We start from the raw sequence: 19,324 nt of genomic DNA, 5'->3' as shown, positions 1-19,324 counted from the left end.
GGCCGCGTCGTCCTTAAGGCTGCTGGCTCAGCCCTTCTTCGGCGGCGGCGAAATCCGGTTCAACACCGTGTCGCCGTTCTTGTCCTGGGTCAGGTACACCGGCAGCACCTTGGGCAAGGTGCGCACCAGCTTTTTCACATCGCTGGTGTTGTAGATCCCGCTGATGCGCACGCTGCCGGTGCTGGCATCGGCCAGGCGCAGAGGGCTGTCGAGGTAGCGGTTGATCAGCGGCAGGGCCTGGTCGAGGGTGAGGTTGTCGATCACCAGCTTGCCATTGCGCCATGCCAGGCTGGGGTCATTGGCGTAGGTCTGGTTCAGGCTCGGTTCGAGATCGCCGGTTTGGTAGGCGGCCTGCATGCCCGGGCCGAGACGGTAGCCGCTGCCGAGCTTGAAGCTCTCGCTGCTGACCAGCACCGAGCCTTCCACCAGGGTCACCTTGACCTGGTCGCGGTACTTCCAGACGTTGAAACGGGTGCCGGTGACTTCGGTCTGGCCGTTGCCGGCGCGGACCACGAAAGGGTGCCGTGGATCGTGATGGACCGTGAAGAACGCCTCGCCCTTGCTCAGGGTGACCCGGCGCTGGTCCTTGAAGTTCATGTAGCGCAGGGACGTGCCGAGGTTCAATTCCACCTCGCTGCCATCGCCAAGGGTGACGGTGCGACGGCTATCGGTGCTTTGCACCGACTGGTAATCGTTGGGCAGCCAGCCCTGGTCCCAGCCGACCCAGCCGGCCAGGGGCAGGGCCAGCAAGGCGATGACTGCCGCCGAGGCATAGTGCCGGGCACGTTGTGGCTGCTGCCGGGGCTTGAGCGGCAATTGCAGGATTTGCGCAGGGGCAGGCGAGCGGGGAAGCTGGTCGGCAGTTATCCAGATATCCTGCATCGCCTCGAACTCACGACGGTGCAGCGGGCTGGCCGTCAGCCACTCGGCGAACTCGGCCTGTTCCTGTTCAGTGCAGTCGTCAGCGTGCAAGCGCATGCACCAATGCGCAGCGGCATCGGTAATGGCGTTGAGTTCGTCGTCGCTGGGGCTGGCCTGATTCATTGATACTCCCGGTTTTGGCCATTCTACCCCTGCGTGGCGGGGCTCCGGAACCGAGATCATGGCGAATCACTATCAGTTGTGAGATTTATTTGCAGTAAATCCGCTGCAAAGCCGGCTTTTCCGCACAAACCAACCGGCGGTCGGAAAACCGGCACGCTCGGGCGTGCCGGGATATCCGCCGTTCAGAAATGCTCGGCGTCGAGCTGATACAGGCTGGCGCTCCCGGCCTGGATGCCGGCCTGCAGGGACAGGGTCCGCGGCAGCAGGCGAGCGAAATAGAAGGCCGCCGTGGCCAGCTTGGCTTCGTAGAATTCCGGCTCGTCGGCATGCCGGGCCTTCGCTACCGCCGCCATGCGCGACCACATGTAGGCGTAGGCGACATAGCCGAACAGGTGCAGGTACTCCACCGACGCCGCACCCACCGCATTGGCATCGACGCCAGCCTGCTCGCGCAGCCATTGGGTGGTGCTCTGCAGTCGTACCAGTGCTTCCAGCAATTGTGCAGCGTAAGGCGGCTCGCTCTCGCAGAAAGCGCGGATTTCACTGGCCAGCAGGGTCAGCGACTGTCCGCCATCGGCCACCACCTTGCGCCCGAGCAGGTCCAGGGCCTGGATACCGTTGGTGCCTTCGTAGATCTGCGCGATCCGCACATCGCGCACCAGTTGCTCCTGGCCCCATTCGCGAATATAGCCGTGGCCGCCGAATACCTGTTGTCCCAGCACGCAGCTTTCCAGGCCGGTGTCGGTGAAGAACGCCTTGGCCACCGGCGTCAGCAGGGCTACAAGGCGTTGCGCGGCTTCGCGCTCGCCGGCGTCCTCGGCATATTTGGCGATATCCAGCTGTTGCCCGACGTAGGTGGCGAATGCCCGCCCGCCTTCGGTCAGGGCGCGCATGGTCAGCAGCATGCGGCGCACGTCGGCATGCACGATGATCGGATCGGCGATCCTGTCCTTGGCTTGCGCACCCGTGGCTGCGCGGCTTTGCAGGCGATCCCGGGCGTAGGCGGCCGCGCTCTGGTACGACGCCTCGGCGCAACCGATGCCCTGGATGCCGATGGACAGCCGTTCGTAATTCATCATGGTGAACATCGCCGCCAGTCCACGATTGGGTTCGCCGACCAGGTAACCCACCGCGCCATCGAAGTTCATGACGCAGGTGGCCGAGGCCTTGATGCCCATCTTGTGCTCGACCGAACCGCAGCTCACCGCGTTGTCCACGCCCAGGCTGCCGTCATCGTTGACCACGCGCTTGGGCACCAGGAACAGCGAGATGCCCTTGGGCCCGGCGGGCGCGTCCGGCAGCCTGGCCAGGACCAGGTGAATGATGTTCTCGGTGAGGTCCTGGTCGCCACCGGTGATGAAGATCTTGGTGCCGCTGATGGCGTAGCTGCCGTCGACCAGCGGTTCGGCCTTGCTGCGGATGATGCCCAGGTCGGTGCCCGCATGGGGTTCGGTCAGGCACATGGTGCCGGCCCATTCGCCGCTGTACAGGCGTGGCAGGTATAGCGCGCGCAGGCTATCGCTGGCATGGGCGTCGATGGCCAGGCAGCAGCCGGCGCTCAGCGCCGAGTACAGGCTGAAGGAGCAGTTGGCAGCGTAAAGCATTTCCTCGAACTGTACCGCGAGCATCTTCGGCATGCCCATGCCGCCATGCTCCGGGTTGCCGGCCAGGCCGACCCATCCACCCTCGCGGTACGTGCGCCAGGCGTCCTTGAAACCCTCCGGGGTGGTGACCTGGCCCGCCTCGAAGCCGACGCCCTGTTCGTCGCCGCTACGGTTGAGCGGGGCGATCAATTGGCCGGTGATCTTCGCCGCCTCTTCGAGGATGGCGTCGGCGGTCTCGCCGTCGACCGTCGCCGCCAGGGCCGGCAGTCGCGCCCACTGGGCCGGGCCCTGGAACACTTCATGAAGGACGAAGCGCATATCGCGCAGCGGGGCATTGAATTCAGGCATCTTGGTTCTCGCAATAAAAGGAGGGACGGATCAGAGCGCCTTGGCCCAGTCGCGCAGCAGGTACTTCTGGATCTTGCCGGTGGAGGTCTTCGGCAGGTCGCGGAAGATCACCGTCTTCGGCAGCTTGAAGCCGGCCAGGTGTTCGCGGCAGAAGGCGATGATCTCGGCCTCGCGGGTGTCCTCGAAGCCGGGCTTGAGGCTGATCCAGGCGCAGGGCGTCTCGCCCCATTTCTCGTCCGGCCGGGCGACCACGGCGGCTTCGAGCACGGCGGGATGGCGGTATAGCGTGTCCTCCACTTCGATGGTGGAAATGTTCTCGCCGCCGGAAATGATGATGTCCTTGAGTCGGTCCTTGATCTCGACATAGCCGTCCGGATGGCAGACCGCCAGGTCGCCGGTATGGAACCAGCCGCCACGGAAGGCTTCGGCAGTGGCTTCGGGGTTCTTCAGGTAGCCCTTCATCACCGTGTTGCCGCGCATGAAGATCTCGCCCAGGGTGTTGCCGTCCCGTGCCACAGGTTCGAGGGTCTGCGGGTCGGCGACCATCAGGCCTTCGAGGGTGGCGTAGCGCACGCCTTGACGCGATTTGATCCGCGCCCGTTCCTGCAACGGCTTTTCATCCCACTCGGCGTGCCAGGCGCAGACCGTCACGGGGCCGTAGACCTCGGTCAATCCATACACGTGGGTGACCTTGATGCCCATTTCCTCCACCGCGCCAATGACCTTGGCCGGTGGCGCCGCGCCGGCGACCATGGCGTTGACCGGATGGTCGATGGCCGCCTTGGCCGAGTCGGGCATGTTGATCAGCGCATTGAGTACGATGGGCGCACCGCACAGGTGGCTGACCTGGTGTTCGCGGATCAGGGTGAGGATCTTCTGCGGATCCACCCGGCGCAGGAACACATGGGTTCCGGCCAGGGCGGTGACGGTCCAGGGATAGCACCAGCCGTTGCAGTGGAACATCGGCAGGGTCCACAGGTACACCGGATGATTGCCCATGGCCCAGGTCATCTGGTTGCCCAGCGAGTTCAGGTAGGCGCCGCGGTGGTGATAGACCACGCCCTTGGGGTTGCCCGTGGTGCCGGAGGTGTAGTTCAGCGAAATCGCTTGCCACTCGTCCTCGGGCCACTGCCAGGCGAACTGCGGGTCGCCCTCGGCCAGGAAGGCCTCGTAGTCCAGCTCGCTGACCGCGCAGCCTTCGCCGTACTCGGGATCGTCCACATCCACCACCAGCGGCGGGTGTTCCATCAACTGCAGGGCGGCGGCGATGACCTTGTGGAATTCGCGGTCGGTAATCAGCACCCTGGCTTCACCATGTTCCAGCATGAAGGCAATGGCTTCGGCGTCGAGGCGCACGTTGAGGGCGTTGAGCACGGCGCCGATCATCGGCACGCCGAAATGCGCTTCGAGCATCGCCGGGATATTCGGCAGCATCACCGCCACCGTATCGCCCCGGCCGATGCCGCGGCCGGCCAGGGCGCTGGCCAGGCGTCGGCAGCGCTGGTAGGTTTCCTGCCAGTTGCGCCGGATCGAACCGTGGATCACCGCCGGGTAGTCGCCATACACGGCAGCGGTGCGTTCGATGAAGCTCAGGGGAGTAAGGGCGACATGGTTGACAGGCGCGGGCTGCAGGCCCTCGGAGAAGATCGACATAGAAAGCGATGTCCTGTTGGCTGATTGTTAGCTCTGATCAGGGTTCTGGAGCGGGGTGACCGTTCCGTTGCGTTGATTTTTACGCTGTTCGCCATGTTACTTGGAAGATAGACTATAGCAATATGGTACAAATACTATAAAAAGCGGAGTCCTCCTTGTGACGCTCATTCCTTCGGCCTTGCTCGATAACGATCCGCAACCCTCGCTGCTGCTCGACGCCAACGCCGTGTTGCGCGCCGCCAACCCGGCCATGCGCGACGAGCTCAATGGCTGGCCGCCGCAAAGCCTGTCGGTGCTGCTGCCGGCCAACCATGCCGCGCTGGTCCGCGCCTGCCTGGGTCAACAGCGGGCGATTGCCGAGGTCGAGAGCCTGGCCGGCGAGCGCATTCTGCTATGGACCTTCATCCCTGCCGGCGCCGATCAGGTGGTTGCGCGGTGCCGTGACGCCACCGGCGAGCGTCGCGCCGAGCGCGAGGCGGCCCAGGCCCGGCGCCTGTACCGGCTGATTACCGAGAACACCACCGACCTGATTTCCCGGCACACCCCCGACGGCAGTTTCCTCGATGCCTCGCCGGCCTCGTACCGCCTGCTCGGCTACTGGCCGGAGGAACTGCGCGGGGTCAAGGTGCAGGCCCTGCTGCATCCCCAGGATCGCCGCCAACACCTTATCCAGGCCTCGACTGCGCTCGAGCGCGATGGCTACCAGACCATGACCTGCCGCGTACGCCATCGCGACGGCCGCGACCTTTGGTTCGAGATCGCCAGCCGTGCCATTCGCGAGACCTATACCGGTGCGGTGGTGGAGATCGTCAGTGTCTCGCGGGATATCACCGTGCGTATCGAAGCCCAGGAAAACCGCCGGCGCCTGGCCGAAGTGGTGGAGGCCAATACCGACCTGGTGCTGTTCACCGATCCTGACGGGCGCCTGACCTACCTCAACCGCTCGGCGCGCCGGGCCCTGGGCCTGACCGCCGTGGAGGACGCACCTCGTCTGGGCGAACTGCTCGACGCCGAGGCTTGCCAGCGCCTCGATCACGAGGGCTGGCTGCGTGCCGAACGCGAGGGCGTCTGGCAATGCGAAGCGCGGCTGGCGCCCTACGACGGGACTGCGGCGTTTCCGGTGTCGCTGGTGTTGCTTGCGCATACGGCGGCCGGCGGCGAACGTTACTACTCGCTGGTGGCCCGCGACATGACCGAGCGCGAACTGCGCGAGACCCAGCAGCGCCGCCACCAGGATGAACTGGCCCACACCGCGCGCCTGGTGACCCTCGGCGAACTGGCCTCGGGCATTGCCCACGAAATCAACCAGCCGCTGGCCGCCGTGCTCAACTACGCCGCGGCCAGCCAACGTTACCTGCACGCCCTGGAGCGTGATCCGCAGGCTGCCGGCCGGGTTGCCCAGGGTTTGCAGCGGATCAGCGAACAGGCGACCCATGCCGCCGAAGTGATCAAGCGCCTGCGTGCCTTCCTGCGCAAGGAACCGCGGCGCCTGCAGGCGCTGTCGGTGGCCGGGGTGGCGCGCGAGGCGGTGCGCCTGTGTGCCTGGGAGGCGACGCAGGCGCAGGTGACGATCGAGCAGCGAATGGCGGACAATCTGCCGCCGGTGTACGCCGACCGCGTGCTGCTGGAGCAGGTCCTGCTCAATCTGCTGCGCAACGCCATCGACGCCAACCGCGAGCATCAGCCGGGGCAGCCGTCGCGGATCGTGCTGCGTGGCGAGCAGGAGGGCGCGCGCCTGCTGGTCCAGGTAATCGACCAGGGGCCGGGCGTGGCGCCGGAGCAATTGGACGGCATCTTCACCCCCTTTACCACCAGCAAGCCGGAAGGACTGGGCCTTGGCCTGAGCATGAGCCGCAGTATCGTCGAAGGTTTCGGCGGCACGCTCTCGGCCAGCCCGGGGGAGGGCGGGGGACTGATTCTGAGCTGTCGGCTGGCGCCGGCGGCAAGCGCTTGAACAAGGGGACTTTGATGCAGGATCCGAAGGTCTATGTGGTCGACGACGACCAGGGCATGCTCGATTCAACGGTGTGGCTGCTGGAGTCGGTGGGCCTGGTGGCCCTGCCATTCACCAGCGGCCAGGCCTTTCTCGATGCCTGTGAGGGCGACTTGCCGGCATGCGTGCTGCTCGATGTGCGCATGCCCGGCATGGGCGGCCTGAGTGTGCAGGAAGCGTTGCGGGCAAAGGGGATCGACCTGCCGGTGATCTTCGTCAGTGGTCACGCCGATGTGCCGATCGTGGTCAGGGCTTTCAAGGCCGGGGCCTGCGACTTCATCGAAAAGCCGTACAACGACCAGATGCTTTTGGACAGCGTCCAGGATGCCTTGGGGCGTTCGTCGCAGATCCAGGTCGGCAGCCGCCAGCGCGACGCGGTGCAGGCACGGATCGACAGCCTCACGCCGCGCGAGCGCGATGTGTTCGTGCCGCTGGTCAAGGGTTACACCAACCGGGAGATTGCCGAGCAACTGGAGGTCAGCGTCAAGACCGTCGATCTGTACCGCTCGCGGGTCATGAAGCGCATGCAGGCCGAGCACCTGCCGGAGCTGGTGGGGATGGCGATTGCCTGTGGTGTCGTCGAGCCGTTGAATCTCCGTTGACCCCATCGCCGGCAACGCCGGCTCCCACAAGAATCTGCGGCGCCGCCGAACCCTGTGGGAGCTGGCTTGCCAGCGATGAGACTAAAGATTCCGGATCAGGAACGACGCCCCAGCAACAACCCCACTACCAATCCGAACCCCGCCGAAATCGCCACCGTCTGCCACGGATGCCCGCCAATGTACTGCTCGGTGGCGTCCACCACCGGCTTGGCCCTGTCACGCACGTTACCCACCGCCTGGCCGGCCTGTTTCAACTTGAGCTGCAACTGGGCACGCAGGGTCTCGGCTTCCTCGCCGACCAGCGAGGCGCTGTCGTTGAGCAGCTTCTCCGACTCCTGGATCAGTGCCTGCAATTCGCTGAACGCCTGGTCCTTGATCTGCTCGCTTTCGGTGTGCTGGGTGGTTTTCCTGGCCATTGCGCTTCCTCGGTCAAATCATACGTCGATGTGTGATGGACGCCCGCCGGTACGGAAAAGTTGCACCGGTTTGCAGGGCATCGGCGGCTACAGTGTAAGATAGCGCCCATTTTCAAGCGGCAGGAATTACCCCATGAGTTTCAATCTGGCCAACAAGAGTTTCGCCGAGCGGGCCGAGATCGAAGAGGAAAAAGCCCGGCTGTTCGAGCTATGGCAGACCAACCTGGCCAAGGCCAAGGGCGAAGCCGTCCGCCTGATCGGCGAGAAGCCGCGGCGCAAGGGCAAATGGGCGGAGTGGGTGCGGGCGGAATTGGACGCCATGTCGCCGCCGGAATACGCCAACATGGTGCGCGGCGAGGTCAACAAGCTGATGGCGGCGGCCAGCGCCAGCAAGGCCTGAGCGTCAGCGCGGCAGCTCGAAGGTGCCGCGGTCCTTGAAGCGCATGGTGCCGAAGGCTCCCCCGGCGAGCTTGCCATTGACCTCGTAGGGCATGCCGTCGAGGCTGCTCATCTGGCTCAGGCCCACGGCCTGGCGCAATACCGAAAACGCGGTGATGCTTACCGGCACCACCAGCACCTGTTCGCTGAAGCGGCCAATGCTGCCGTGCTGGTCGCTGACGCCGGCAGCCAGCGGCTGGCCATTGACCTCCAGGTTCAGGGCCACGCCATTGAAGTCGATGGCCGTCTCGTTGGGGTTCTGCACCCGCAATTTCACCGCCATGCGCAACTCCAGGTCCTGGCCGGGCAGGGGGTCGATACCGATCACGCTGATGTTCACCGGATCCCGCCCCTGGAACAGCGCACAGGCTGACAGGGCGAGGATCAGGCTCAGGCCGGTGAGATGGCGCAACAGGCGAGACATGGCGATTGCTCCGGGAACAGGTTGCCCCGGAGTGTGGCAAATGCACGGCGGCGTTGAAAGTCGTACATGACTTGAAAGATAATCCTTCTCATTAAAGTTCATGTCCTACTTTCCACGGCGATCTTTCCCACTCATGCTGACGTCCCCCGCTTCAGGGCTGCTGGCCAGTTTCCAGGAGCATTACGATGATCTCCTGCTGTTCCTGACCCGGCGCATGAACGACCGCCAGCGCGCGGCCGACGTGGCCCAGGAGACATGGCTCAAGCTGGTGAAGATCGATGAGCAGGACGTGCCGGTAGTGCACGCCCGCAGTTTCATTTTCCGGGTCGCCGGCAACCTGGCCATCGACACCCTGCGCCGCGAGCAGCGCCAGGAAAGCAACCTCGGCGACAGCGATGTGGCGGGGCAGATGGTCTGCCCGGGGCCGGCGCCGGAGACCACGCTGCTGGCCCGGGAGCGCCTGGCCATCCTCGACGAAGCCCTGCTGCAACTCTCCGACAATGCCCGCCAGGCGTTGCTGTTGAACCGTGTCGAGGGCCTGACCCAGGCGCAGATCGCAAAACGGCTGGGCGTATCCGAAAGCATGGTGGCAAAATACATCGGCCAGGCCCTGCGCCATTGCCGCGACTGGCTCAAGCACAACCATGACTGACGCGCGCATGCCTTCCGAACCCCAGCCCATCCTCGACCTTTCAGATGCTGCCATCGATTGGCAGGTGCTGTTGCATTCGGGCACTGCCAGTGCCGCCGACCGGTCCCGCTACCAGCGCTGGCGCGAACTCAGCGCCGAACATCTGGCCGCCGCCGAGGAGGCCGAGGCACTGTGGGGCGATATCGGCCACACCGAAGCTGCCGCCAGATTGCCCATCGCGCCGCGCCGCAGCCGTCGCTGGGGCTCGGCCATCGCCGCTTCGCTGGTGCTGGCGCTGGTGGGCTACGGTGGCTGGCAACAGGCACCGGCACTGCTGGCCGACTACCACACCAGCACGGGTGAGCGCCGCACCGTCACCCTGGAAGACGGCTCGCGGGTCACCCTCAACAGCGCCAGCGCGTTTTCGGTGAAGTACACCGACGACCGGCGTCTGGTGTCGTTGCGCGAAGGCGAGGCGCTGTTCGAGCCGGCGCAGGATCCGCGGCCGTTCGTGGTCGATAGCGGCGACGAACGGGTGCAGGGCAGTGGTGCGGTGTTCAGCGTGCGTCGCCAGGGCCACGCCGCCAGTGTGGTGGTGGCCCGTGGCGAGGCGCGGGTCGGCGAGCGCTTGCTCGCGGCGAGCCCCGATGCCCAGGCGCAAACTGCCTGGCAACGCGGCAAGCTGATCTTCAACGGCCGCCCGCTACGGGAAGTGATCGCCGAGCTGGAGCGCTACCAGCACGGGCGCATCCTGATTTCCGATAATCAGCTCGGTGCCTTGCCGGTCAGCGGCGTGTTCGATCTCGATGATCCTCACGGCCTGCTGCGCACCCTCGAACAACGCTATGAGCTGAAGGTCACCTATCTGCCGTGGCTGGCCGTGCTGTACTGATCCGGGCACCGAAAATTTTTTTCGAAAGTCACTGCAAGTTCTGCAAGGCCGAATCGTCGTAGTGAGACTGATCAGCAACTCATTCTCATTTACGTATTCGTCTGGAAGAAAACAGTGAAAGGTCTGTCCCCGTCCTCAGCACGTTCCACCCGTTCCTTCAAACTGGCCCTGCTGGCCTCGGCCGTGGCCGCCGGCCTCTGGGGCACCTTCGCCGCCCATGCCGCCGAAGCCGTGAACCCTGCACAGACCAGCGCCGCCCAGGCACGCCAGGTCAGCCTCGACCTGCCGGCGCAGAGCCTCGACCAGACCTTGACCCAATTCGCCGACCAGGCCGGGCTGCACCTGCTGTTCACCACCAGCGACGTCGCCGGCCTGGACAGCCCGGGCCTGCGCGGCAGCTACAGCATCGAGCAGGCGCTGCAACAACTGCTTGCCGGCAGCGGCATGAGCTGGCAGTTCAGCGATACGAACACGGTGATCCTGCGCAAGGCCGAGCCCCAGGCCAGCATCGCCCTCAAGGCGATCGAGGTCAGCGTGGCCTCGCGTACCAGCACCTCGATCAGCGAGATTCCCGGCACCGTCTGGGTGGTCGACCAGGAGCAGCTCAAGGAGCAGATCAGCAGCGGTGTCAGTCTCAAGGAAGCCATTGGCAAGCTGGTCCCGGGCCTTGACCTGGCGCCGGAAGGGCGGACCAACTACGGCCAGAACATGCGCGGGCGCAATGTCCTGGTGATGATCGACGGGGTCAGCCAGAACAGCTCCCGTGGCCTGTCGCGCCAGTTCGACAGCATCTCGCCGTTCAACGTCCAGCGCGTCGAAGTGCTGTCCGGCGCCAGCGCTATCTACGGCGGCGGTGCCACCGGCGGGATCATCAACATCGTTACCAAAAAGGGCGAAGAGGGCCCGGCGCGTTTCGAAACCCAGATCGGGGCCAGCAGCGGCTTCAACAACAGTGACGACCTGTCGACGCGCATTGCCCAATCGGTCAGTGGCGGCAACGAGCGCATCAATGCCCGCCTGGGGGTGTCCGCCGAGCAGAACGAAGCCTTCTACGACGGCGCCGGCGAGCAGATCTTCATCGATAACACCCAGACCGACCTGCAATACAACCGCACCATCGACGTGCTGGGCAGCCTGGGCATGCAGTTCAACGATGAACAGAGCCTCGACCTGCTGGCGCAGTACTACGACTCCGGCAACCACGGCAGCACCGGGATCTACTTTCCGCACCTGAACTACAACGCACCGTCGGATCTGGAAGACGCCGAACTGCGCAGCGGCCTGTCCAGCGACCTCGAACCGCAAACCCGGCGCCTGCTGCTCAACGCCAACTACCACCATGCCGATGTGCTCGGCCAGGACTTCTACCTGCAGGCCTCGTACCGCAAGGAAGACGACAATTTCTACCCGTTTCCCTACTACAACAGCGGTACGCCCCGGGGCTCGCGCGGCGTGTACTTCGCTGCCTCGCAGCAGAACTTCGAGGTTTCCAGCCTGAAGGCGCTGTTTGCCAAGCAGTGGGATACCCTCAAGCTCACCTACGGCGTCGACCTCGATCGCGAGCGTTTCAATGCCGAGCAGAGCACCTTCGATGCGCGCACCTCGTCCAGCAGTGGTGGCCTCGAACTGGACACCGCGAGCAAGGCGCCGCGCTACCCGAGCTACCGGGTCGACGGCCTGTCTGCCTACGCGCAACTGGACTGGCACCTGACCGACAACCTGACCCTGTCCGGCGGCGCACGACGCCAGCAGATGGACGTGGATGTCGGTGACTTCAAGGGCATTCCCGGTGGCAGCAACGACTATCAGGTCAACCTGTACAACCTGGGGGCGATCTACGACTTCAAGAACGGGCATCAAGTCTGGACCAACTACGGCGAAGGTTTCGACCTGCCGGACCCGGCCAAGTACTACGGCAAGGCTGGCCTGAGCGTCGATGACAACCCGCTGGCCGGGATTAAGAGCCGCCAGGTCGAAATGGGCTGGCGCTATGCCGATGTGGACTGGGATGCCCAGGCGGCGGTCTATTACATCTGGTCGGACAAGGTCATCAGCACCGACTCGGCGACCCTGACCATCAACGTCGAAGACAAGAAAAGCCGTGACTTCGGCTTCGAAGGCGCGCTGACCCGACGCTTCGACAGCGGCTGGGAAGCCGGCAGCACCCTGCACCTGGTGCGTTCCGAGGAGGAAGACACTGACGGCGACTGGATCAAGCGCGATGCCCGCTATGCCTCGCTGTCCAAGTCCACCGCCTTCGTCGGCTGGAAGGGCGACGGGCGCAACGCGCGGCTGCAGGCCAACCACGCCTTCACCCTCGAGGACGATGCCGACCATAAGATTTCCGGCTACACCACCTTCGACCTGCTGGGTAGCCAGGAGACCGGTTTCGGCACCTTCAGCGCCGGCATCCAGAACCTGCTGGACAAGCAATACAGCACCGTCTGGGGCCAGCGCGCGACGCTGTTCTACTCGCCGACCTATGGCCCGGCCTACCTGTATGACTACCAGGGACGCGGCCGCACCTACACCCTGACCTGGTCGCTGGCCTACTGAGGCCAGTGCTGCTGCGGGGCCGCCAGGGCAATGCTTCCCTCGTAACAAAATGAATCACCTGCGCCGGCCCCGGCGCTTTCCGGGCGAACCTCTCGCACCTTAGGCTATCCAACCTTCGGAGATGCCCAATTGCGGGAGGTGCCCATGTCACGCCGACCTTTGCCGATGCTGTTCGCTGCCGTCCTTGCCGCTTGCGCCGCGGGGGCGGTACTGGCAGCGAGCGAAAACAACCCGCACAACAGTCCCATCCGCGACATCAACCCCAATAGCCAGCAGGGCAGCGTACCCGCCACGCCGCCGCTGCGCGGCCCGTCCACCCAGCCGCCATCCCGTCCGCCAACCCTGGAGAACCGGGGCATCGGCAATGGCGACAACCTGCGTCGCGAGCAACAGGCGCCACGCCTGGAGCCCATCCGCCCACCCCGCGATTCACAACGTGCACCGTGATCGCGCCCCCAGAAAGGAAGCCCGCATGACCTCACGATCCTGGCTGCTCGCCTTCGGTACTGCCGCACTCTTGCCACTTCTGGCCCAGGCCGCGCCTGAACGAACCTTCCCCAGTGAGGAGGGCACGCTCAAGGTGGCGACCCTGGCCGAGGGCCTGAAACACCCCTGGGCCCTGGCGTTTCTTCCGGACAATCAGGGCATCCTGGTCACCGAGCGCCAGGGCAACCTGCGGGTGATCGGCCCAGAGGGCAGGGTGGGAGCGCCGTTGAATGGCGTGCCCGAGGTCTGGGCCAAGGGCCAGGGCGGCCTGCTCGACGTGGTGCTGTCGCCGACGTTCAACAAGGACCGCCTGGTCTATCTGTCGTTTGCCGAGGGCGGTGGCGAGGGCGGCAAGGCCGGCACGGCGGTCGGGCGTGGGCGGCTTTCCGGCGACCTGTCGAGCCTGGAGGATTTCAACGTGATCTTCCGCCAGGAGCCGAAGCTGTCCAGCGGCAATCACTTCGGCTCGCGGCTGGTGTTCGACCGCGAGGGTCATCTGTTCATCGCCCTGGGCGAAAACAACGAGCGACCGACCGCCCAGGACCTCGACAAGCTGCAGGGCAAGGTGGTGCGCATCCTGCCCGATGGCGAGATTCCCAAGGACAACCCTTTCGTCGGGCAGAAAAACGTGCAACCGGCGATCTGGTCCTACGGCCACCGCAACCAGCAGGGCGCGGCGCTCAACCCCTGGACCGGGCAACTCTGGACCCACGAGCATGGTCCCCGTGGTGGTGACGAGATCAATATTCCCAAGCCCGGCAAGAACTACGGCTGGCCGCTGGCGACCCATGGCATCAATTATTCGCTGATGCCCATTCCCGAGGCCAAGGGCAAGGAGGTGAAGGGCACGGTAGCGCCTCACCACGTCTGGGAGAAATCCCCGGGCATCAGTGGCATGGCGTTCTATGATGGCGGTCGCTTCAAACCCTGGGACCACAACCTGTTCATCGGTGCCCTGGCAACCCAGGAAGTGATCAGGCTGCAGCTCGATGGCGACAGGATCGTCCATGAAGAGCGCATGCTCGGGCAGTTGGACGCCCGGGTGCGGGATGTCCGGGTAGGGCCGGACGGGTTCCTCTACCTGCTGACCGATGAGGAGGATGGGCAACTGTTGAAGGTGGGGCTGGCCGAATAAGCCGCCATTACGCGGCCCCTGTGGGAGCGGGTTCACCCGCGATTACTTCAGTGAATCCACAACAGTAATCGCGGGTGAACCCGCCCACAGGGACCGCGCCGGCTTCAAAATCCACATACAAATAATGGCTTACTGATATACCCTGTGCCCTTTTGTCCGAGGGTCAGCATGTCCCACACCCCCTTGGCCCTGTACCGCCAGGCCATCGAGCAGCAGGGCTTCATTCCCGACCCTGCCCAGCAGGCCGCCGTGCAAGCCCTGCAAAACTGCTTTGATGCCGTGCAGCGCGGCGAACCGGCCCGGGGCGTGTACCTCTGGGGCCCGGTCGGTCGCGGCAAGACCTGGCTGATGGACCAGTTCCATGGTTGCCTGACGATTCCCGCGCGCCGCCAGCATTTCCATCACTTCATGCGCTGGACCCACCAGCGCCTGTTCCAGCTCAACGGCACTGCCGACCCGCTCAAGGCCCTGGCCCAAGGCCTCGCCGAAGAGATCCGCGTGCTGTGTTTCGACGAGCTGTTCGTCAACGATATCGGTGATGCGATCATTCTCGGTCGTCTGTTCCAAGTGCTGTTCGAGTCCGGGGTAGTGGTGGTCGCTACCTCCAACCTGCCGCCACGCGAGCTCTACGCCGACGGCTTCAACCGCGAGCGCTTCCTCCCGGCCATCGCCGCGATCGAGGCGTCGATACAGGTGGTGGCAGTCCAGGGTGAGCAGGATCATCGCCTGCACCCCGGTGTCGGCCAGCAGCGCTACTGGGTGCGCCAGGCCGGCCAGCCCTGCGCGCTGGAGCAGGTGTTCAACGAGTTGAGCGGCGGCGCCCCGGCCACTGATGCGGACCTGCCCGTCGGCTACCGCACCGTCCAGGTGATCCGCCGCAGCGCCAGGGTACTCTGGTGCGATTACCTGCATCTGTGTGAGCAGCCCCTGGCCGCCATGGAGTTCATGGCCCTGTGCGAAACGTTCGACGCCATTCTGCTCAGCGGCGTGCCGGCGCTCGGTGCGGCGCAGCGCCCGGGCAGGATCGCCCGGGGCACCGAGGATGGCGCCGAGCGGGTGGTGGCCGGCGATCGGGAGCTGCCGCAACTGTCACCGCAGGACAACGGCGCACGGCGTTTCATCGCTCTGGTCGATGAATGCTACGACCAGCGCGTGGCCCTGTACCTGGAGGCCGACGTTCCCCTGGAAGCGCTCTACACTCAAGGCTACCTGGAGTTCCCGTTCCGACGGACACTCAGCCGTCTGCGGGAGATGCAGCTGCAACGCTTCCACTGAGGACGTGCAAGATGGCCGAGCCACTGTCGCACCACCTGCTGACCATGGCCTACAACAATGCCTGGGCCAACCACCGCCTGTACAAGGCGTGCCGGCAACTGAGCCGCGACGAACTGGTCGCGCCGCGGTGCAGTTTCTTCCCCTCGATCAAGGCCACCCTCAATCACCTGCTGACCGTCGACTGGTTCTACCTCCAGGCCCTGGAGCGCGAGCTGCGCGGGGAGCCGCCGGACGAACTGTCGGCGCGCTTCTTCGAGCCGGAACAACCTTTCGACGATGTCGGGCAGTTGCACCGGGAACAGGCGCAGAACGACCGGCGCCTGATCGCCTATTGCCAGCAACAGCGCGACGACCAGTTGCAGCGCTACGTCAGCATCGTCCGTCCCGAGCGGGTTCAGCGCGACCAGCGCTTGCGCCTGCTGTCCCATCTCTTCGAGCACCAGATCCACCACCGCGGGCAGGTCCACGCCATGCTCGCGGATACCGGTGTGCGCCCGCCGCAACTGGATGAATTTTTCTGCGAGGGGGAGGCCCATCTGCGTGCGCAGGACTTCGCCGAACTGGGCTGGACCGAGGAGATGATCTGGGGCGTCAGCGGCCGAACCAACCCAGGGTAATCAGCGCCAGCACCAGGTACCGTGCGCCCTTGGCCAGGGTCACCAGCAGCACGAAGCGCCAGAATGGCTCGCGCATGATCCCGGCGATCAGGGTCAGCGGGTCGCCGATCACCGGCATCCAGCTCAGCAGCAGCGACCATTGCCCATAGCGCTGGTAGCGCTGCTGCGCCTTGTCCAGTTGCGTGGCGGAAAAGGGGAACCAGCGCTTGTCGCGCCAGCGTTCCAGGGCTCGCCCCAGCAGCCAGTTGACGATAGAGCCGAGGACGTTGCCCAGGGTCGCCACCAGCAACAGGCTTGTCACCGCCTGCGGATCGTGCAGGAGCAGGCCCACCAGCAGCGCTTCGGACTGAAGCGGCAATAGCGTGGCGGCGCCGAATGCCGCGAGAAACAGACCCCAATAGCTCAGCACGGTGGGCGCGCTTCCTTTTTCCGAAGGATGCGTAGGATATTTCCCGGAACCCACGGCCGCCAGCACGGAAGTGTTCGAGTGTTTATCGTTCCGTTAATGGAACGCTAAAGGCCGATTTGGCCATCTGGTGCTGAAAGGGTGTCGAAATTAAGCTTTTCCCATCAACGCGACACACCACTTATCGCCAGGGAAACTGCTTATGAACACCGCCAACCAGGACAGCTCCAACGTGGTCACGCTGGTCATCCAGCACAAGGTCCGCAGCGACGCGCTGGACACCTATGAAGAATGGCTCAAGCGCGCCGTGCAGGCCGCGCGTCGCCAGCCCGGTCACCTGGGCGTCAACGTCATCCGTCCGGAGCAGGGCGGCAGGCACTTCACCACAGTGGTGCGCTTCTGCGAGTCGGCCCGCCTGCAGGATTGGGTCAACTCCAGCGAGCGCCAGCGGATGATCGACGAGGTCATGCCTTTGCTCGATGGCGGCGACCATACCGAAGTCCACGCCGACCCCGAGTTCTGGTTCACCCCTGTCGGCAGTGGTGCCCAGCAACCCCCGCGCTGGAAGCAGGCGGTGCTGACCTACCTGGTGATCTGCCCGATGACCCTGCTGGTCCCGGCCTTGCTGGCGCCATTGTTCGCTGCGGTTCCCGCGCTGGGCGGGCCGCTGGCGGGCAATCTGATCGGCAACCTCTTCGTCATCCTGCCCGTGGTGTTTTTCATCATGCCGCTGGTGACCCGTCTCGCTGCCGGCTGGCTGCGGGCCTGAACGAATCACCCCATACACACTCAAGAAACTACCTACGCATTTTTCAGGAGATACCGCTATGAGCACCCTCGTTACCCGTGACGGCACCGCGATCTATTACAAGGACTGGGGCAGCGGCAAGCCCGTGCTGTTCAGTCATGGCTGGCCGCTGGACGCCGATATGTGGGATGTGCAGATGGAATTCCTGGCCAGCCGCGGCTACCGCGCCATCGCCTTCGACCGTCGCGGTTTCGGGCGTTCCAGCCAGCCGTGGACGGGCTATGACTACGACACCTTCGCCGACGATATCGCCCAGTTGATCGAGCACCTCGACCTCAACGAGGTGACCCTGGTGGGCTTCTCCATGGGCGGCGGCGATGTCACCCGCTATATCGCCCGGCATGGCAGCGAGCGGGTGGCCGGGCTGGTCCTCCTGGGCGCGGTCACGCCGCTGTTCATCAAGACCGCGGACAATCCGGAGGGTGTCGACAAGTCGGTATTCGATGGCATCCGCGACGGCATCCGCGCCGACCGTGCGCAATTCATCGCCGACTTCGCGGCGCCGTTCTACGGCATCAATCATGGGCAGAAGGTGTCCCAGGGCGTGCAGGCTCAGACGCTAAACATCGCCCTGATGGCCTCGCTCAAGGCCACCCTGGACTGCGTGACGGCGTTCTCCGAAACCGACTTCCGTCCGGACATGGCGAAGATCGATGTGCCAACCCTGGTGATCCATGGCGATGACGACCAGATCGTGCCTTTCGAGACCACGGGCAAGAAAGCCGCGCAGATGATTCGCGGCGCCGAGCTGACCCTCTACAGCGGGGCGCCCCACGGGTTTGCCGTGACTCATGCGCAGCAGTTGAACGAAGACCTGCTGGCGTTCCTGTCGCGCTGATCCCCGTTGTGCTCTCGGGCCTCATCGTCGGACCACCGCGATGAGGCCTTCTGCTTTCTAGGCCATGTCACTCCCCGCAAACTCCTCCGCCAGATGATCGATCAATGCCCGCACCGACGGCAGCAAGCCGCGCCGTGACGGGAAGATCGCATGCACGATGCCGCAGCGCGGATGCCATCCCGGCAGCAACTCCACCAGCCGCCCCGCCGCCAGGTCCTCGCGCACCGCCACCCGTGGCAGGTGAGCGATTCCCACCCCGGCGACGACGAAATGGCGCAAGGCGAACAGGTCGTCGGTGACCATGCGTGGGGTATGCGGGATCACCAGGCTGCGGCTCATGTCCTCGCCCTGGAACAACTCCCATTGGTACTCGCGCTGGGCGCTGCCCCAATGCAGGCTGGGCAGCTCGCCGAGCCGCTGCGGGTCGAAGCCTTCCGGCAGTGCCTGGAGAAACGACGGCTGGCCGACCAGGCATTGGGTGCTGTTGCTCAGCACCTTCATCACCATGTCGGTGTTTTCCAGGGGCGGGAAGCGCACCCGCAAGGCCAGGTCGAAGCCTTCGTGCAGCAGATCGACGCGGCGGTTGGTGCTTTCGATGAACAGCTCTACCAACGGGAACTTGAGCATGTAGCGGGTCAGCATCGGCCCGACCCAGGAGTTGAGCAGAGTGGTCGGGCAGCTCAGGCGCACCAGGCCGCGGGGTTCGCTGCGATTGCGCTCGATCACCTCGGCCGCGCCCTCGGCCTCGACCCGCATGGCCAGGCAGCGTCGATAGTATTCCTGGCCGATCTCGGTCAACGAGCAGTGACGGCTGGTGCGATGCAGAAGGCGCACGCCGAGGCGTTCTTCCAGCTCGCAAATGCGCCGGCTGAGCTTGGACTTGGGCATGTCCAGGGCGCGGCCGGCGGGGGCGAAGCCGCCGTGTTCGACGACCTGGGTGAAGTAGTAGAGGGAGTTGAGGTCTTCCAAGAAGGGCGGCTCCGTTGTGACAAGGTCCGGAGTCTACTGCAAGTGTCTCTGTTGATCTTCAGGGCCTCATCGCTGGCAAGCCAGCTCTCAAGAACAAAACATAACTCTTTGATTTGCAGAGACCTTGTGGGAGCGGGTTCACCCGCGATTGCAGTAGTGAATTCACCATAGCAATCGCGGGTAAACCGG

General features: G+C 64.7%; 18 protein-coding genes and 1 pseudogene. 12 read left to right on the top strand and 7 right to left on the bottom strand.

Features of this window, described 5'->3' with window-relative positions; all coding sequences use genetic code 11:
- Window positions 1–27: 27 nt before the first annotated feature.
- The 3 genes from ACKLLE_RS26245 to ACKLLE_RS26235 all read right to left on the bottom strand — a co-directional run bounded on the left by ACKLLE_RS26245 (window position 28) and on the right by ACKLLE_RS26235 (window position 4,649).
- Window positions 28–1,044 (bottom strand): FecR family protein, encoded by a 1,017-nt coding sequence (locus ACKLLE_RS26245; protein ID WP_064302887.1) that lies wholly within the window; start codon window positions 1,042–1,044, stop codon window positions 28–30.
- Between the two features lie 182 nt (window positions 1,045–1,226).
- The gene (locus ACKLLE_RS26240; RefSeq protein ID WP_420059481.1) at window positions 1,227–2,996 is read right to left on the bottom strand and encodes an acyl-CoA dehydrogenase C-terminal domain-containing protein; all 1,770 of its coding nucleotides are present in this window, start codon (window positions 2,994–2,996) and stop codon (window positions 1,227–1,229) included.
- A gap of 30 nt (window positions 2,997–3,026) precedes the next feature.
- The gene (locus ACKLLE_RS26235; protein ID WP_420059479.1) at window positions 3,027–4,649 is read right to left on the bottom strand and encodes an acyl-CoA synthetase; all 1,623 of its coding nucleotides are present in this window, start codon (window positions 4,647–4,649) and stop codon (window positions 3,027–3,029) included.
- A 157-nt stretch (window positions 4,650–4,806) separates the two neighbouring features.
- Between ACKLLE_RS26235 and ACKLLE_RS26230 the strand changes: the two genes are divergently transcribed.
- Both ACKLLE_RS26230 and ACKLLE_RS26225 read left to right on the top strand, forming a co-directional pair.
- Entirely contained in the window at window positions 4,807–6,603 is a 1,797-nt protein-coding gene (locus ACKLLE_RS26230; protein WP_420059478.1) for a PAS domain S-box protein, read from the top strand.
- Between the two features lie 14 nt (window positions 6,604–6,617).
- A complete protein-coding gene (locus ACKLLE_RS26225) occupies window positions 6,618–7,244 on the top strand; it encodes a response regulator transcription factor (RefSeq protein ID WP_064302891.1) in 627 nt (208 codons plus the stop codon).
- A gap of 95 nt (window positions 7,245–7,339) precedes the next feature.
- Here the strand turns inward: ACKLLE_RS26225 and ACKLLE_RS26220 are convergent, their stop codons facing one another.
- Window positions 7,340–7,660, bottom strand: coding sequence for an ElaB/YgaM/YqjD family protein (locus ACKLLE_RS26220; RefSeq protein WP_009401066.1), 321 nt, complete (start codon window positions 7,658–7,660; stop codon window positions 7,340–7,342).
- A gap of 133 nt (window positions 7,661–7,793) precedes the next feature.
- Between ACKLLE_RS26220 and ACKLLE_RS26215 the strand changes: the two genes are divergently transcribed.
- Window positions 7,794–8,060, top strand: coding sequence for a hypothetical protein (locus ACKLLE_RS26215; protein WP_064302892.1), 267 nt, complete (start codon window positions 7,794–7,796; stop codon window positions 8,058–8,060).
- A 3-nt stretch (window positions 8,061–8,063) separates the two neighbouring features.
- Here the strand turns inward: ACKLLE_RS26215 and ACKLLE_RS26210 are convergent, their stop codons facing one another.
- On the bottom strand, window positions 8,064–8,522 hold the full coding sequence (locus ACKLLE_RS26210) for an LEA/WHy family protein (protein ID WP_420059477.1): 459 nt from the start codon (window positions 8,520–8,522) through the stop codon (window positions 8,064–8,066).
- 133 nt (window positions 8,523–8,655) lie between these two features.
- Between ACKLLE_RS26210 and ACKLLE_RS26205 the strand changes: the two are divergent.
- The 7 genes and pseudogenes from ACKLLE_RS26205 to ACKLLE_RS26175 all read left to right on the top strand — a co-directional run.
- A pseudogene (locus ACKLLE_RS26205) lies at window positions 8,656–9,162 on the top strand (RNA polymerase sigma factor); the annotation flags it as partial.
- 4 nt (window positions 9,163–9,166) lie between these two features.
- Complete coding sequence (locus ACKLLE_RS26200) at window positions 9,167–10,045, top strand: FecR family protein (RefSeq protein ID WP_420059476.1); 879 nt, start codon at window positions 9,167–9,169, stop codon at window positions 10,043–10,045.
- 123 nt (window positions 10,046–10,168) lie between these two features.
- Window positions 10,169–12,601, top strand: a complete 2,433-nt coding sequence (locus tag ACKLLE_RS26195; protein WP_420059488.1) for a TonB-dependent receptor — start codon at window positions 10,169–10,171, stop codon at window positions 12,599–12,601.
- Between the two features lie 165 nt (window positions 12,602–12,766).
- Window positions 12,767–13,048: a hypothetical protein gene (locus ACKLLE_RS26190; protein ID WP_051032708.1), complete on the top strand. Its 282-nt coding sequence runs from the start codon at window positions 12,767–12,769 to the stop codon at window positions 13,046–13,048.
- 25 nt (window positions 13,049–13,073) lie between these two features.
- Window positions 13,074–14,222, top strand: coding sequence for a PQQ-dependent sugar dehydrogenase (locus ACKLLE_RS26185; RefSeq protein ID WP_064302896.1), 1,149 nt, complete (start codon window positions 13,074–13,076; stop codon window positions 14,220–14,222).
- A gap of 168 nt (window positions 14,223–14,390) precedes the next feature.
- The gene (gene zapE / locus ACKLLE_RS26180) at window positions 14,391–15,497 is read left to right on the top strand and encodes a cell division protein ZapE (RefSeq protein ID WP_420059475.1); all 1,107 of its coding nucleotides are present in this window, start codon (window positions 14,391–14,393) and stop codon (window positions 15,495–15,497) included.
- A gap of 11 nt (window positions 15,498–15,508) precedes the next feature.
- Complete coding sequence (locus ACKLLE_RS26175; protein ID WP_420059474.1) at window positions 15,509–16,114, top strand: DinB family protein; 606 nt, start codon at window positions 15,509–15,511, stop codon at window positions 16,112–16,114.
- Here ACKLLE_RS26175 and ACKLLE_RS26170 read toward each other — a convergent pair.
- Complete coding sequence (locus tag ACKLLE_RS26170; RefSeq protein WP_420059473.1) at window positions 16,089–16,523, bottom strand: YqaA family protein; 435 nt, start codon at window positions 16,521–16,523, stop codon at window positions 16,089–16,091. The two genes, ACKLLE_RS26175 and ACKLLE_RS26170, sit on opposite strands and share 26 nt — an antisense overlap.
- A 199-nt stretch (window positions 16,524–16,722) precedes the next feature.
- Between ACKLLE_RS26170 and ACKLLE_RS26165 the strand changes: the two genes are divergently transcribed.
- Both ACKLLE_RS26165 and ACKLLE_RS26160 read left to right on the top strand, forming a co-directional pair.
- Window positions 16,723–17,289, top strand: a complete 567-nt coding sequence (locus ACKLLE_RS26165; RefSeq protein WP_420059472.1) for an antibiotic biosynthesis monooxygenase — start codon at window positions 16,723–16,725, stop codon at window positions 17,287–17,289.
- A gap of 58 nt (window positions 17,290–17,347) precedes the next feature.
- A complete protein-coding gene (locus ACKLLE_RS26160) occupies window positions 17,348–18,166 on the top strand; it encodes an alpha/beta fold hydrolase (protein ID WP_064302901.1) in 819 nt (272 codons plus the stop codon).
- 57 nt (window positions 18,167–18,223) lie between these two features.
- On the opposite strand, the gene ACKLLE_RS26155 is transcribed toward ACKLLE_RS26160, so the two are convergent.
- Window positions 18,224–19,135, bottom strand: a complete 912-nt coding sequence (locus ACKLLE_RS26155; protein WP_064302902.1) for a LysR substrate-binding domain-containing protein — start codon at window positions 19,133–19,135, stop codon at window positions 18,224–18,226.
- Between the last annotated feature and the right edge of the window lie 189 nt (window positions 19,136–19,324).

Origin of the sequence: Pseudomonas bharatica (assembly GCF_048586865.1) — a bacterium.
GTDB lineage: Bacteria > Pseudomonadota > Gammaproteobacteria > Pseudomonadales > Pseudomonadaceae > Aquipseudomonas > Aquipseudomonas bharatica.
Note: the sequence above shows the minus strand (reverse complement) of the source record. Positions and strands in the feature narration are given on the sequence as shown.